Source organism: Pseudoalteromonas sp. THAF3 (genome assembly GCF_009363775.1).
Taxonomy (GTDB): Bacteria; Pseudomonadota; Gammaproteobacteria; order Enterobacterales; family Alteromonadaceae; genus Pseudoalteromonas; species Pseudoalteromonas ruthenica.
Map to the genome: position 1 here is coordinate 822,744 of NZ_CP045418.1, position 15,382 is coordinate 838,125.

Annotated in this window: 11 protein-coding genes; 2 read left to right on the forward strand and 9 right to left on the reverse strand. The window is 47.2% G+C overall.

The genetic code is table 11. The features are described 5' to 3' along the window. Positions 1-71: 71 nt before the first annotated feature. From FIU82_RS03790 to FIU82_RS03830, 9 genes are all read right to left on the reverse strand, one after another. Positions 72-2,357, reverse strand: coding sequence for a beta-N-acetylhexosaminidase (locus FIU82_RS03790; protein ID WP_152440380.1), 2,286 nt, complete (start codon positions 2,355-2,357; stop codon positions 72-74). An 83-nt stretch (positions 2,358-2,440) separates the two neighbouring features. Beyond that, complete coding sequence (locus FIU82_RS03795) at positions 2,441-4,957, reverse strand: TonB-dependent receptor (RefSeq protein ID WP_152440381.1); 2,517 nt, start codon at positions 4,955-4,957, stop codon at positions 2,441-2,443. Positions 4,958-5,243: 286 nt separating this feature from the next. After that, entirely contained in the window at positions 5,244-7,757 is a 2,514-nt protein-coding gene (locus tag FIU82_RS03800; RefSeq protein WP_152440382.1) for a hypothetical protein, read from the reverse strand. 78 nt (positions 7,758-7,835) lie between these two features. Beyond that, positions 7,836-8,993 (reverse strand): glutathionylspermidine synthase family protein, encoded by a 1,158-nt coding sequence (locus tag FIU82_RS03805; protein WP_022945796.1) that lies wholly within the window; start codon positions 8,991-8,993, stop codon positions 7,836-7,838. After that, positions 8,994-9,578 carry a DUF1190 domain-containing protein gene (locus FIU82_RS03810; RefSeq protein ID WP_138589225.1) on the reverse strand — a complete coding sequence of 195 codons (585 nt, stop codon included), beginning with the start codon at positions 9,576-9,578 and terminating at the stop codon, positions 8,994-8,996. 10 nt (positions 9,579-9,588) lie between these two features. Beyond that, positions 9,589-9,993, reverse strand: coding sequence for a DUF350 domain-containing protein (locus tag FIU82_RS03815; protein WP_022945794.1), 405 nt, complete (start codon positions 9,991-9,993; stop codon positions 9,589-9,591). Between the two features lie 25 nt (positions 9,994-10,018). Further along, positions 10,019-10,384: a PilZ domain-containing protein gene (locus FIU82_RS03820; protein ID WP_022945793.1), complete on the reverse strand. Its 366-nt coding sequence runs from the start codon at positions 10,382-10,384 to the stop codon at positions 10,019-10,021. A 214-nt stretch (positions 10,385-10,598) separates the two neighbouring features. Further along, the gene (ettA, locus tag FIU82_RS03825) at positions 10,599-12,272 is read right to left on the reverse strand and encodes an energy-dependent translational throttle protein EttA (protein WP_022945792.1); all 1,674 of its coding nucleotides are present in this window, start codon (positions 12,270-12,272) and stop codon (positions 10,599-10,601) included. Positions 12,273-12,353: 81 nt separating this feature from the next. Next, a complete protein-coding gene (locus FIU82_RS03830) occupies positions 12,354-13,244 on the reverse strand; it encodes a DMT family transporter (protein ID WP_152440383.1) in 891 nt (296 codons plus the stop codon). Between the two features lie 143 nt (positions 13,245-13,387). On the opposite strand from FIU82_RS03830, the gene metA reads away from it, so the two are divergent. Then, positions 13,388-14,335: a homoserine O-succinyltransferase gene (metA, locus tag FIU82_RS03835; RefSeq protein ID WP_022945790.1), complete on the forward strand. Its 948-nt coding sequence runs from the start codon at positions 13,388-13,390 to the stop codon at positions 14,333-14,335. Beyond that, complete coding sequence (locus FIU82_RS03840) at positions 14,325-15,380, forward strand: homocysteine S-methyltransferase family protein (RefSeq protein ID WP_152440384.1); 1,056 nt, start codon at positions 14,325-14,327, stop codon at positions 15,378-15,380. Before metA ends, FIU82_RS03840 begins: the two co-directional genes overlap by 11 nt. Positions 15,381-15,382 lie beyond the last annotated feature (2 nt).

Sequence of the window (15,382 nt, forward strand, 5' to 3'; positions counted from 1 at the left end):
TAGCGTTAAGGTTTGGGAATAAAAAATAGCAATAAGCCCTAAATACGTATTTAGTACTAGGGCTTAAAAGGTTAATACACCGCTATTTCATCAATGTATAAAGGCAATTTGGGGATTTGTATATCCTGAGATTGCTTACTATTGATGGCACTCACTTTGAGGTAGCGTACACGCGTGGCCGCAAAAGAGAGAATCGACATGGGCCCGGGAGGTTGCTGAATGTGGGCCAGCGGTTGCCAGTTTTTGTTATCGTTAGAACCCCATATCTTGATGCTTGTTGGCGGATGCAGTTGTCGATGACGACCGCTGTTATAGCCTATTTCTACGCGCTCGACTAAGGTTGAGCTGTCTAAATCGATGACCGCTTCAAGGTCGCTATCATAAAAAATGGCGTAGTCATTGACGCTATAAAATTGATCATAGGCGAACTGACCGTCTTGCAGCTTAGTGGCAGAGCCTTCTGCTGGCGGATAGCTAAAGCTTATTTCTTTCCCCAGTGCGAGGTGCGGCGCTAAGGTAAGCTGTGCGTCTCCTACTAGTTGCCCGAGCGGCTTTGCAAAACTGCGCGCCCGCACGCGCGTGCGCTCGCTGATAATAATAGGTTGCTGATAACGTAACGAGGTGAGTGTCGGCTCGCTGCCATCGAGGGTGTAGTAAATCTCAGTGCCTTCGATATCAGTGCGCATGGATACCTGTAGTTGCTCGCCTTTTATAGCGCTGCTGATGGTGGGTTTGTAGGCGCTGGTGGCGGCATTTATATGCATTTTTTGGTAGCGCTGCATTAGTTTGGGTAAGCGCTTTTGGCTATATTCAGACCACGATTTATGTGCTTTTGCAGACCATAAGGTTTCGGCCAACGCACTTAAGCGCGGAAAAACCATATACTCGGCGTGGCGCGGCGTTTTTATATATTCCGTCCATAAAGCACCTTGTGCACCAATGATGAGCTCTTGCTGCTCGGGGCTCAAATGGCTGGGCTGGGGCTCATACTGGTAAACGTTTTTGAGTGTGGAAAGGCCATGAATGGCCTTGGGCTCATCGAGGTTACGCGATTGATAAGCGTCAAAGTATATATACTGATAGGGGCTCATTACCACTTGATGACCTAGTTTTGCAGCGGCTATCCCTCCTTGCGTCCCGCGCCAAGACATCACCACAGCCCCCTCTGCGACACCCCCTTCTAAAATTTCGTCCCAGCCAATTACTGTTTTGCCCTGCGCTTGAACAATATTTGCGACGCGCTTTATAAAGTAGCTTTGTACTTGCTCAGGCGTGCTGAGCTGGTGTTCACGCATGAGCTGCTTTACAAAGGGGCTAGCGAGCCATTGCTTTTTAATGACTTCATCGCCGCCAATGTGAATATATTGGCTAGGGAAAAGCTCGGCCACCTCTTTATACACTGTGCTTAAAAATGCAAATACATCCTCTCGGGGGCAAAGTACGTCCTCAAAAATACCAAATTGGGGTTGTACTTTGACCGGCTGTTGATGGCAAGAGAGCTCCGGGTAAGCGGCCAGCAAGGCACTGGTGTGCCCGGGAATATCAATCTCTGGTATTACCTCAATATGGCGGGCCTGTGCATAGGCTATCACTTCTTTTATCTGAGCTTGGGTGTAAAAGCCAGAAACGGGTTGCTGATCAAACAGTGGTTGATAGTCGTAGGTATGACCCACCACAGTATGAGGGCGGGTGGCGCCAATTTCAGTTAATTTCGGATAGGCATCAATGGCTATGCGCCAGCCTTGGTCATCGGTTAAATGCCATTGAAAGACATTAAATTTATGCATAGCTAACCAATCGATGTAGCGCTTTACAAATTCGACATCGAAGAAATGGCGGCTTACATCTAAGTGCATACCACGGTATTTAAAGCGCGGCTTATCGTTAATGGTCACTTGGGGGACAGCCCAACTGGCTTGGTTTATAGGCATGCGCGATTCTATCTCTGCAGGGAGCAATTGCCGCAATGATTGCACCGCCCAAAATAGTCCTGTTGGCGTTCGCGCACTTATTTTTATGCTTTGTGCACTCACTGCTAGCTGGTATTGCTCCTCGGCAAGCGCACTATCCACGAGATGCAGCGTGATGACGTTTCCTTTGCTACGCGTTTGCTTGGTTACAGGAAGTAAATAGCCTGTGGGCGGGCGTAAAAACTCTGCCAAATACTCAGCGACTGGCTTAGCATCGGGGTGATTAAAGCTTATTTCGGTCTCCTGAGTGAGCTCAAACTGGCCTTGTGCATAGGCAATATGATGGGGTTTTGGGGTGATCTCGGCATACGCCTGTTGGCAGCTAAAAAACAACGCGAATGCCACCAAGGTGCTGGATAAGTAGTAAGAAAGGGTACTGTCATTCATAGTCAATTCCTGAGAAAAGCCCGCAACAGCGGGCTTGGGTGTACTAATTGGCACTGGGCAAAGCGCTAATTAGTCGGGGAACATTAAAAGTTAAGCGTTAATGAGGCACTCACTGTGCGCCCCAGAATAGGTCTGGCGTAGTAATAGTCATAGCCCGCTTGAACATCGTTCACGGCACGTGGATTGCCCTCTGTTAGACCTAGCTCGTCGGTGAGGTTTGTGGCTTTAACATGCAGCGCAGCGGTGTCGTTAAAGCGGTAGTTAATGCCCATATCCACGGTGGTATAGTCGGGAAGAACAAACTTATTTTCGCCATCGGAGTAACGCTCACCTAAGTGGTGGATGGTTAAGTACACATCGCCATCGTCAAAATAATAGGTTGGGGTGAGTCGTAGTTGCACTTTCGGTGTACGCTTAACCTGCTTACCCTGCCAATGTGCAAAGGCACCCGTGAAGCCCTCCATTTTTGGATCTTGCACCACCCCGGTTAAGGTCAGCTGTACATCATCCAAGGCTTGCCATACGGCCTCGAATTCGACGCCATCGGTAATAGTATCAATTACTTGATTAGCGACTTGGCCATCACTGCCGGTAAAGTTACGTTCAACTAAGTCATTAAACTTAGTGCGGAACAAGGTAACAGAAGCGCCCAAGTCCGCACCCGAGTAGCGGGCCCCAAGCTCGCCAAAGGTCAGGTTTACACTGTCGTTAAAGTCTGCCTCGCTTTGGGCATGAATATTCTGACCAAAGCTCATTAAGCGTGGCATTTCAAAGGCATCTGCATAACGACCAAAGGTCGATACACTCTCAGAGAGGCGGTAATTAAAGCCCAGGGTCCAGGCTGTCTCGGTTTCACTGCGGGTTTTCGATAAGAATTGCTGCGAAGGTGTATCAACGTAGTTATTAGCTAGGTTGTTGTCGGTATCGTTGCCATTGTCGTCAAATGCACCGTCTACCGGCTGTGCAAACTCGGTGCCCGACGCAGTACTATCAAGCTCTAGCCACTCGAGGCGAAGGCCGCCGTCTATACGCAGATTATCCGTTACCTGAAACTGCTCATTGATAAAGAAAGAATGCGAGGTACTGGTGCCAAAAGCGGTCGCTTGACCCCATCCGGGTGCATACCCTGTAGAGCCTCTATCGGTGAGTTGACCTATCACCTGCTGGTTATTGTCTACGGCAACGATATCGAGCAACCGGGCGTTGTCTTTTACCTCTGTAAGGAACTGTGATTGCCACTGATCAACCGGCAGTGCATCGGCATCAACATAAGCAAATAGCCAACCCATAGTCACTGTATGTTGGTCGCCTTCATAGGTAAAGCTCAGTTTATTTACAAACTGCTCGGCTTGGTATTGTGAGTACAAAGGGTAGCTTGTGGTGACCAAACCATTACCATTGAGGTTACTGACATCTGTCAGTAGCTCACCGTTATCCACGTAACGATATCGCGCTGCAACAGCGCCCTCATCGGCGAATTGTGTCAACATTGCGGTGACATCTTGCTGGTCTAGGCGCTCGTTGGCATTGATAAGCGTTGAGTTATCAAAGTTCAGCAGGATATACATGTCATTCTCAAAGCGAGAGTAACGCCCGGCGGTGTCGAGTAGCCAGCGATCGTTGAGCTCCCAATCTAGGTTATATCCTAAAGTAGAAAACTTAGTATGCTGCCCATCTTTAAGGTCTCGGGTTTGATAGCTGCCATCTTGTTGCAAGTACTGTAACAGCCGCTGGCCATTACCTATTAAGGTGCCATGTTGCGGGTCGACACCGGGGATGCCCTCGGGATCATCTTGGTTTTGCAGGGGAATCGGCACGAAGAAAGTGGTGTGATCGTTTAAATGCTTGGCAGATAAAGTCAACTGACCTTTATCAAACTCTCGAACTAAACTCATGCGCAGCTGGCCGCCATGGTCTGCCGTAAATTCGGTATCTCTGACTCCGTTTGAGCGTCGATAAAAACCGCCCAACGACATTTTCCAATCATCGCTAATAGGGGTGCCGTAAAAGAACTCACTGCGGTACATGCCATAGTCGGCGGTGGTTAAGCGAATGGTGGCTTCTTCAACGCTATCGGGTTTGCGGGTAATAAAGTTCACCAAGGCAGCCGGACCATTGGTGGTTAGCAAGCCCGAGGTGCCACCGCGAACCGCTTCCATATGCTCGATTGTAATGTCTTGGCGCTGATAAAAATCGACCCAGACGCCGTCGTAGACCACCGGTAGCCCATCTTCTTCCACGCCTATATAGCGAAATCCTTCGCCGCCGCGAAGACCCCGTGGAGCGACGTTATTGTTGGTTTCACCACCAGAGTCTTCAACCCAAAATCCGGGAACGGTTTCCAGTAAGTCAGCCGTGCCCAGCGGTGCTTCGCGGGCGAGATCTTCGGCGCTCAAGGTGGTGATAGACACCGATGACTCAAGCTTGGTTTGCCCACGTCCGCCACTCCCTGTGACCACTATGCGCTCAAGGTCGAGCAACTGCTTTTTATCGGATTGTTGTTGTGGTTCTGTAGCGGCGAACGCTTGGCTACTGAAAAGTACACTGCCTATAGCAAGCGCAATAAGGTGTTTTTTATACTGAAGTGTGTGCTGGTTCATTTTGGCCCCTTCGTTTTTATTATGAGCAAAACCAATGGTTTTTGGCTTTGTAAATCTATTAACGAACGAGGGCGGCGTTTTAGGAATGCGATTTACGCAGTTATCTCGATTAGTACGTGAAAGCGAAGGTCGGCTATGCTGATAAATGAGTAATTCGCTGCGCTTTAAATCGTCTGGAGAGGAGCTAAAAAACAGAGTAACGATTTGCTTGAAAGTCTATGTGGCGCTTACTAATGGCTGAGCAATAGGGCTATTCGATGCTGGTGAATAGCCCTGTTATTTTCACTTATTGCTGACAATCAAAATAGCCAATATATGTGTCTGGCAATGCGGCTTTAAGTGATTCCATGTCTGAGCATGATATATCATTAAAATATAAATCAAGGTTGTCTAGGTGTACTAGACCCATTAAAGGTTCAACTGTGCTGAGGTTAGTTCTGCTAACATCTAAGTATGCTACATTTTCCTTTATGTGCTTAAACCCATTGAAATCGATAATGGTTGAATTGCCAATATCTATTCCAACAACAGAGTTTGGCAGTGCGTTAAATATCAGTGTCAAAGGCAATACGTTATTTGAACTTGACAAATCAACATGCGTTAGCTGGGTAAGTTTGGTAAGCTTGTCAAAACCGCTTAAAGAGCGGGCGAAAGTACTTGCATTAAGATGTCTTAGATTTTCAAACTGTTCTAAACCATTTAAGCTTTTCACTTCATAGTTACCATGGCAACTTATGCGACTAAATTTACTACTATCAAGCAAATTAGGGTAATTCTGTTTGTGGTTGGCAATACATTGATATAAACCGGGATCTGAAAAAGCATTCATGTTGACTTCTTTTTCAAGACATGAGCTAGAGCGCTCTATACTGTTTATATTTTGTTGCTGTTCTAAGGTTTCTAATTCAGAGCACTTGAGGTTGTTACTCTCGCTTAAGTTTAGTTTTTCTAATGCATTTAATTCACTTACAGCATCAAGAAAATAAACTAACTGTGGAAGTCGAGTAAGGTGCAGTGTTTTCAACTTGGTAAGAGAAGTTAAAAACGATACGTCGTTTATATACTTGGTATCAGAAATAATTAAGTTTTCTAGGTTTACCAAGCCATCTAGTGCAGTAACATCTACTAGCTCATAGTTGTCTTGAACTGTGAAACTCTGCAATTGCTCTAAGTTATCAAGTGGAGGTATAACCTCGAGGCCTGTTCTACTTAATTGTAAGCTTTGCAAGGTAACTAGTTGGTTCAAAGCACCTGTATTTTCTAAATCAATATTAGAAAAACTGAGTTCTTCAAGATTGCTTAATCCCTTTAGAGTTGCTACATCAAATGACGTTGACCAACCCCCACTTATATTGAGTTTACGCAAGTGTGTTAGTGACTCAATATAGTCGAAGTACCTTAAGTCATCAAGACCGATCAATGTAAGCGCAGTTAGGTTTAAGCCTTCAATAGCACTAATATCATTAAGCTCACTGTTGCCTTCCAACGTCAGCGACTTTAGGTTCGAGAACTCACGAACAAAGCCAATCGAGGATGTGTTTGTTCTAATCAGGGCAAGCTCTTCTAACGCGGTTAGGTGCTTGAACGAGCGTGCACCATCAAAGCGATAGCCGCTAATCGTTAATGATGTAAGGTTATTTAGTGCAGCGATTGTCTCGATATCATCAGAGGCTAGTTGCCGCCCGTAGTCGCTTTCAATATGTAATGACTGTAATTCGGCTAGGTGAGAGAGAGCGCTAAAGCTATCTATAACCTTACCTTCTAGCCTTAGAGTAGTTAACTTGGGTGTATGGAACAACGCCGATAAATCGGTAATATAATGGTTGTTCAGTACCAGAGTTTTAAGCTCTGGCATGTGCTGAAGGAAGCTTAAGCTTGTTAAATTGGAACCATCGTAACTTAGGGCATTTAAAGACAACGCCTCAAGAGATGTAAAATACTTAAGCTCACTCAAGTTGGTTGCCCTTACTCCAGATATATCAAGCGCTATCATGGATTCTTTGTTGAGTTGACTTAAGTCTAGCGAAGCATTGTAGCATCTTGATGTGCACCCTAAAGTGAGGCTTTTCACAGATGAAAGGTTAACCGAGCTTAGTGACGGCTCTACTGCTTCTAAGGAGTCGAGCGATAATGAGGTAAGTTGGTTTAAAGGTACAAGATTCGCGATATTGCCAATAGGGTTGCCATTGAAGTTCACCTTTTCTAGCGCTGTAAACGCCTGCATATCAGGGAAAGTTGTTAAGCCAGCATTCGTCAATGCTAATGCGCTAAGTTCAGAGAGCTGCTCAAGACCAGTGATATTATTAATTGTATAGCCATCACATGAGACTGAGGTAAAACCAGTATCGACGTTGTTATCTTCTAAGCACTGTATTAAAGCATTGTCAGCGATCATTTCTGTCTGTAATGGCGCATATGCTTGTGCATTTACATCCACTTGTTGAGTGGTTGTGCTTCCTTCATCATCGGTAACGGTGATGCTAAATGTGTAGGTTTGCGTCTGTGCAATATTAGGAATTTGGACACTAAGGGTTGCTGTATCGGTGGCCTCTAATTGCAGCGTATTGCCCGCAATTTGTTGCCACTCGATATTGGCAATTTCACCATCGTCTGAGAGTGTCGCCTCAATTTCCACCATATCACGTTCTTTTACATCCATTTTTGTGACAAGATCGATGATAGGGGCCTGGTTTTGGGGAGCCGGTGGTGTGGGAGTTTCAGGCTGTTTATCGTCGCTGCCGCCACAGCCAAATAGGGTAAGCGCTGCAGCCGCAGCAAAAATTCCCTTTCGAGAGTACATAAGATATATCCTTTATTAATCTAGTATTCATAAAATCGGCACCGATTGTACCGACATAAGAAATAAAGTGAAGAGTAATTACCCTAAAATAGTATGAGGGACGAACCGAGAGGTATCTTTGGTGATGGGGCCGTCATCTTCGCGAATAGTGAGGCCGCAACTTTGGTGCCCGACGACCCAAGAGCCGATCAAGGTGTGATTACCGGCAAACACGGGTAAGGGTGCTAACGCTTGAGTAATAAAGCCTTCGCTACCGTAACTACCGCTTTGGTGCACACGGCCCTTGTCTGGATGCACCCAAGTGATATTCTCGCCTTCGCGGCTAAACAGGGGTTTATTCACAAAGCCTTGCTCCAGCCCATCGCCTTCTTCACCGCTAAAGTAGGCGGCTAGGAGATTCGGGTGGCCGGGAAACATTTGCCACAGCAGCGGTAATATGGCTTTATTCGATAACACAGCCTTCCAAGGCGGCTCGACAAACAGGGTGTCGGTGCTGAGCACATGGGGGGCAAAGTCGTCATGCAGCAACTCTTCCCAAGGGTAAAGTTTAAAGAGTTGCGCGATAGGAGCATGTTCTAGGTCAGTGAGCTGGCCGTGCTCATCAACGCCAATATCTTCAATGGCCATGCGTGCCGTGGGCATACCTGCTTGATAGGCACAGTCCTGTAAATAACTGACGGTGCCTTTATCTTCAATTGAGTCGCGACTGTGGACAAAGTGCAGCAATTCGCGGTTAGAGAAGAAGTTAAAACGCTCAATGAGCGCCTCTTGAATACTATTGAATTGATCACTTTGCCGTGGCAATTTGCCTCTATCTACTTGCTGTTCCAGCCACAGCCATTGGAAAAAACCCGCTTCATAGATGGAGGTGGGGGTATCGGCGTTGTACTCCAGTAATTTGGCAGGGCCGTTGCCGTGGTAACTAAAGTCCATACGGCCATATAGGCTAGGCTCTTTGTTGTGCCAACTGGTGGCGATAAAGTCCCAATACTGCTCGGGCAAAGCGAACTTGCGCAGCCAATACTCGTCACGTACAACTTTGTCGACTAACTGCAAGCACATTTGCTCCAGTTCATTGGTCGGTTGCTCTAAGTCGTTCTCAATTTGCTCTAGAGTGAATTGGTAATAAGCGCTTTCATCCCAGTACTTTTCACCATCAATGCGGCAAAAATCAAAGCCGAAATAATCGGCCTGAGCGGCTAAATCCGGCCGCTCAGCAATAGGGTGGCGAAACATCTACCCACCAAAGCTACGTGATGAAGCACGGCGGCCAAAGCCTCCTCGGCTACGAGTAACGCGCTTGGGCTTAGAAGCGTATTTAACTTTAGACTTTTTCACCATAGTGGTGCCGCGATTGTTGACTGAGCCAATGTAATCATTGTTGGCATTGCGGAAGCTGAAAAAGTCATCGCGTGAGCGATAAAGGGGCTTCGCACCTGAGTAGTAATTCCCCCCTAAAAACGCGTATTTTTTGCGTTTTTTCTTCTTCATAAGGTCTAAACCTTCATCCACCGCCTCAGCGACGGCGGCGATCATAAAGCCTGCCATAATGGGTCGCCAAATACTGCCTTCTTGCTCACAGCGCTCAAACCCGAAGTCATTTTCACAGAGGTTTTCATTGGCGTACTTTGGCGCTTCAATATCGTGATTAGCCAAGGCCTGTTGGTATTGTGCTTGGCATACATCGCGTTCGACGCCAAAGTCGGTGCAATCATCTACATCGGTAAATAATAGTGCTGGTTCTTCAGGGTCGGTGCAGCCACTGAGTCCGGCACTGGCACCGAGCATAAGTGTCAGTTTAAGTTTGTTAGTACGTTTCATTGCCGCCTCCTTAGTAGGTGATACAGGCAGCGTTGAGAATACCGGTGGCCAGTGAAGCAACCCCTAAAAATGCCCCTGCGCTCATATGGCCCTGGGCAATTTTTTCAGACAACTTCGGCATGTATAAGCGCACTAAGAAGAAGGTCACTAATTGCATAATGCCGGCGATAACGCCCCAGATGGCAAAGTCTAGCAGCGAGACCGAGTTCACCGCTGCACTGGCAACTGGAAGGGTAAAGCCAATGAACGCGCCACTAAACGCGGTGGCAGCGGCGGCATTGTTTTCCTTCATCAAGGTCCATTCGCAATGCGGGGTGATAAGGGTGTAAATGAATAGAAAGGCTAGGATAAGTAGGTAGCCTAAACCAAAGTACATGATAAAAGGGACAAAGCCCTGGATGGATTCCATGATCATTATTGTGCTCTCACTGCAATCGTTATTATTGTTCGGGCGCAGCAAGCTGCGCTAACTCCCTGTGCAGTAGCTTATCATCACCCACGTTAAGTTCAATAAGGCGTTTTAAATGAGTGGCACTGTCAATATCCATTTTTACACAATGTAAGCCAATGTGTTGCGGCTCAATGTGAGCCACTTCAGCAAGCATATCAATATCAACATCACTGCCAGATAGGTGGAAAATAAGCTCTACGCTTTGACCTAACTGTGGGTTGAAGTCATCAGGGTGGCTTACCAAAGCGCCATTTAAGGAAAGATCAAGTAAATGACAGCCATGATGCTGGTTATTAAATACCACTAGGGCGGGGCGTTGAAAAATAACACGAGTGAAGTTTCTGCGATTTTCCATAACAGTTCCTGTATTGGCGCGTCTCCCTCCAGTGTAGTAGCCAGCCTTGAGGTTGTCCTTGGCTGTGAATGACTTTTTTCGCTATTTCAATAAGCTAAAAATATCACCTTGGTCATTAAGTAGTGGCGCGTTAGCGCAATCACAGTGCCATACATAGGTGGATGCCAAGGGCACAAAAAAGCCCCATCGAGATGGGGCTTTTTTATGTGGTTAATTAACCAATCTTTTTATACTTAATGCGCTTCGGTTGTGCAGCCTCGGCACCTAAGGTTTTCTTCAACCACTGTTCGTATTCGGTGTAGTTACCATCGAAGAAGTTAATTTGGCCTTCGTCGCGATAATCAAGAATATGAGTGGCGATACGGTCTAAGAACCAGCGGTCGTGCGAGATCACCATGACACAGCCAGGGAACTCGAGAATTGCATTCTCTAACGCCCGCAAGGTTTCAACGTCTAAGTCGTTGGTTGGCTCATCGAGAAGTAATACGTTGCCGCCTGCTTTTAGTAGTTTGGCTAAGTGCAAACGGTTGCGCTCACCGCCGGAAAGGTCTTTGACGTATTTTTGCTGATCATTACCTTTAAAGTTAAAGCGTCCCACATAGGCACGGCTTGGGAACTCAAAGTTGCCCACTTTCAACACATCTTGACCGTCTGCGATTTCATCAAATACGGTTTTACTCTCGTCCATGTTGCCACGGAATTGGTCAACGGTGGCGAGTTCAACGGTTTCACCTAGAGTGATTTCACCACTATCAGGCTTTTCCTCGCCGCTGAGCATTTTGAATAAGGTCGATTTACCAGCACCGTTGGCACCAATAATGCCGACAATCGCTCCCTTAGGAACGCTAAAATCAAGGTTATCAATAAGCACACGGTCGCCAAAGCTTTTGTTTAAGCCCTGTACATCAATGACCTGATCACCTAAGCGCGGGCCAGGTGGAATAAACAGCTCATTGGTTTCGTTACGCTTTTGATAATCGCCTTGTTGTAGTTCAGCAAATTGCGCCATACGCGCTTTTGATTTTGCTTGGCGACCTTTCGGGTTTGAACGTACCCACTCAAGCTCTTGAGCGATGGATTTTTGTCTTGCTTTCTCAGCTTTTTGCTCTTGTTGCAGACGTGCGTCTTTTTGCTCAAGCCAAGAAGAGTAGTTGCCTTCCCACGGAATACCTTCGCCACGGTCCAATTCGAGGATCCAGCCGGCCACGTTATCAAGGAAATAACGGTCGTGGGTTACCGCCACTACAGTGCCTTCATAATCATGTAGGAAGCGCTCTAACCAAGCGACAGATTCAGCATCTAAGTGGTTGGTAGGCTCATCGAGAATAAGCATATCCGGCTTTTCAAGCAATAAACGGCAGATTGCTACACGGCGACGCTCACCCCCTGATAAATGCTCAATCTTGGCATCCCAAGCTGGCAGTCGTAATGCATCTGCGGCACGCTCTAGGGCGTTATCAAGGTTGTGGCCATCGTGGGCTTGAATAATGGCTTCAAGTTCGCCTTGCTCTTTGGCAAGCGCATCGAAATCGGCATCTTCCATGGCATACTCAGCGTATACTTGGTCAAGGCGATCAAGAGCATTTTTAACTTCACTGACCGCTTCTTCTACAACTTCACGCACCGTTTTGCTTTCATCAAGCTCAGGCTCCTGAGGAAGATAACCAATTTTAATGCCAGGTTGAGGATGTGCCTCACCCTCAAAATCTTTATCCACGCCAGCCATAATGCGTAGTAAGGTCGATTTACCTGCGCCATTTAGGCCAAGTACACCAATTTTAGCGCCAGGGAAAAAGTGCAGAGAGATGTCTTTTAAGATGGTGCGTTTAGGGGGCACCACCTTTGACACGCGACTCATCGAGAAAATAAACTTATCAGGTAAAACCATGAAAGGAGCCTTTACAATGTGACTAATTTAAACTGCCGTTATTGTAGAGTCTCTATGGTGAAAGCGTCAACGAATGGCCCGTTAATTTGCCAATAATATAGCCACTCCAGCCAGCGCCAGTAAACCGCCCGCTATCATACGCCAAGTCACCGGCTCGCGTTTAAAAAAGCCAATCGTCATGACCATCAGCGGGGCGGTGGCAAAAATAGTTTGTGCGATAGCCGGGTCGGTATGCTGCACCGCCGCCAATTGCAGCCACAAGCCAACGAAGGTGCCAAAAAAAACAGCCACGAGCAGCCAGCGTTTGTTATCAATACCGTGCAGTCGAATGGCTTGGTATAGGTCGCTGCGTTTTATAATCATTACCAGTAAAGCCACGCTCAATGTGCCGGCAAGGAGGCGAATAAGGGCGGCCCATAGGCTACTCATCGACTCAGTATTCATAGCCCCTTTTGACATCACCATGCCACTGGCTTGGCACAAAGCCGCAAGTAATGCGAAAGCCACGCCTTGAAAGTAAAACTTCTTATCAACTGGGGGCAAGTGGCGTTGAGGTAATACCGCGAGGATCACCCCCACCGAAGTGATGGCGATGCCCAACCAGGCCAGTAGCGGTAAGTACACACCTAACAGCACAACATTAAGTATGCCAGTTAAGGCTGGGGCGAGAGATTCAATTATTAAGGTTCGTGCTGGGCCAATACTGCGCAGGGCGCTAAAGTAGGCGCTATCGCCAATGGCAATACCGATAACCCCACCGGCGATAAGCCAGCCCCATGAGGTGAGCTGCACTGGTATGGCGCCATCGCCAAGTAGCGCCATGGCAATTACCATCATTAAAGAAGCGAGTAAGCCTTTACTTACATTTAGTTGCAGCGGTGAAAGGTGATGACTGAAGCCTTTGTACAATAAGGTAGAAAAGGCCCAAACCACGGCTGCACTGATTGCTGCAATTTCACCTATACCCATCATCGACTCTTTGTTAGTTAATCGCGGGCATTATTGCAGTTAACTCATTCACTGCAACTTTATTTTGGACGTCTAAACATCTAGAGGTTGAAATTTCCAGTGTGGCGTTCATAATAGCCTCTTATCTTTTAATTCGGAGTACCGCCATGCCCATTACGGTTCAAGACGCTTTGCCAGCGATTATGGAGCTGCGCCAAGAAAACGTATTCGTGATGCCAAAAAGTCGCGCTCGGACTCAAGAAATCCGGCCCATGCGCTTGGCTATTTTGAACCTGATGCCGAATAAGGTGGAAACCGAAGTGCAATTTATTCGTCTGCTGGCGAATACGCCATTGCAGGTCAATGTTGACTTGCTGCGTTTAGATACGCATCGCTCTAGCGCTAACTCAGAGCAGCATCTGGATATGTTTTATCAGTATTTTTCAGATGTTAAAGACAACAATTACGATGCCTTGATTGTCACCGGCGCGCCCTTGGCCCACTTAGAGTATGATGAAGTAGGGTATTGGTCGGAGCTACAAGCGTTCTTTGATTGGGCGGAGCACCATGTGACCTCGACGCTATTTAGTTGTTGGGCGGCGCACGCTGGGCTTTTCCATCATCATGGACTTAAGCGTCAATTGCAGAAAAATAAGTTGTGCGGAGTGTTTGAGCATCAGTGTTACTTTGACCACGCGGCGTTAACCCGAGGCTTTGACGATCGCTTCTTAGTCCCGCATTCGCGTTATGGCCATATTGATATTGCTGCGATAAACGCCTGTAAAGAATTAGTCGTGGTAGCAGGTTCGCCCAAGGTAGGTGCTTACTTACTTAAGAATCAAAGCGGTTCGCAGGTGTATATCACAGGACACCCTGAATATGATGCCGATACCCTGAAAAAAGAGTATTTACGTGATTGCGACAAAGGCGCTGACGCACCGATGCCAGAAAACTACTTCCCTCATGGCGACCCAGCGCAAGAGCCCTCGAAAACCTGGCAAAGCCATGCCTTTTTGTTATTCTCGAATTGGCTCAATTACTACGTTTACCAAACCACTCCCTATGATATTAATCTGGTTAGCCAGGATGTAAGGACTAACAACTATGCCGAATAAACGTGATGCATTAACACTGGCCCTCAACGAGCGCATTTTAATTTTAGATGGCGCCATGGGTACGATGATCCAACAGCATAAGCTCGAAGAGCATGATTATCGTGGTGAGCGGTTTCAAGATTGGCATGTGTTGGTCAAGGGGAATAACGATTTATTGAGTCTCACTCAACCGCAGTTAATAGCACAAATTCACCGTGAATATTTGGCAGCGGGCGCTGATATTATTGAGACCAATACCTTTAACGCCACGACCATTTCCATGGAAGATTATGACATGGCGAGCCTAAGCCGTGAGATTAACCTCGAATCGGCCCGACTGGCACGCGCGGTGGCCGATGAATTTACCGCTCGCGAGCCACACAAACCGCGCTACGTGGCCGGCGTACTGGGGCCAACATCAAAAACCTGCTCGATCTCACCGGATGTTAATGATCCGGGCTATCGCAATATCACCTTCGATAAGCTGGTGGCCGCGTATATCGAATCGACCCTGGCGCTGATAGAAGGTGGTGCCGATCTGATTTTAATTGAAACCATTTTCGATACCCTCAATGCCAAAGCCGCTTCCTTTGCGGTAGAAGAAGCGTTCGAACAGGCCGGAGTGATTCTGCCGGTGATGATCTCCGGCACCATCACCGATGCTTCGGGTCGAACCTTGTCAGGGCAAACCACCGAGGCGTTTTATAATTCCATTCGCCATATTAAACCGCTCTCCATTGGCTTGAACTGTGCGCTAGGGCCAGACTTGCTGCGTCAGTATGTGGAAGAGTTGGCCAGTATTTGTGAAACCTACACCTCGGTGCACCCCAATGCAGGGCTGCCGAATGAATTTGGCGAATATGATTTAGAAGCCGAGGAAATGGCACAAGAAATCATCGACTGGGGGGAGCAAGGGTTTATCAATATTGTCGGTGGCTGTTGTGGGACCACGCCCGAGCACATTAAAGCCTTTAGTGATGGGCTAAAAAACACCGCTCCACGTACTTTGCCTGAGCTGCCGGTGCGCATGCGTTTAAGTGGCCTTGAAGCCTGTAATCTCAATTAAGG

Excerpts from the sequence above, each read along its gene's own strand:
- ettA (WP_022945792.1), bottom strand. The coding sequence starts at position 12,272 with ATGGTTTTACCTGATAAGTTTATTTTCTCGATGAGTCGCGTGTCAAAG.
- FIU82_RS03815 (WP_022945794.1), bottom strand. The coding sequence starts at position 9,993 with ATGATCATGGAATCCATCCAGGGCTTTGTCCCTTTTATCATGTACTTT.
- metA (WP_022945790.1), top strand. The coding sequence starts at position 13,388 with ATGCCCATTACGGTTCAAGACGCTTTGCCAGCGATTATGGAGCTGCGC.
- FIU82_RS03805 (WP_022945796.1), bottom strand. The coding sequence starts at position 8,993 with ATGTTTCGCCACCCTATTGCTGAGCGGCCGGATTTAGCCGCTCAGGCC.
- FIU82_RS03820 (WP_022945793.1), bottom strand. The coding sequence starts at position 10,384 with ATGGAAAATCGCAGAAACTTCACTCGTGTTATTTTTCAACGCCCCGCC.
- FIU82_RS03790 (WP_152440380.1), bottom strand. The coding sequence starts at position 2,357 with ATGAATGACAGTACCCTTTCTTACTACTTATCCAGCACCTTGGTGGCA.
- FIU82_RS03840 (WP_152440384.1), top strand. The coding sequence starts at position 14,325 with ATGCCGAATAAACGTGATGCATTAACACTGGCCCTCAACGAGCGCATT.
- FIU82_RS03810 (WP_138589225.1), bottom strand. The coding sequence starts at position 9,578 with ATGAAACGTACTAACAAACTTAAACTGACACTTATGCTCGGTGCCAGT.
- FIU82_RS03800 (WP_152440382.1), bottom strand. The coding sequence starts at position 7,757 with ATGTACTCTCGAAAGGGAATTTTTGCTGCGGCTGCAGCGCTTACCCTA.
- FIU82_RS03795 (WP_152440381.1), bottom strand. The coding sequence starts at position 4,957 with ATGAACCAGCACACACTTCAGTATAAAAAACACCTTATTGCGCTTGCT.
- FIU82_RS03830 (WP_152440383.1), bottom strand. The coding sequence starts at position 13,244 with ATGATGGGTATAGGTGAAATTGCAGCAATCAGTGCAGCCGTGGTTTGG.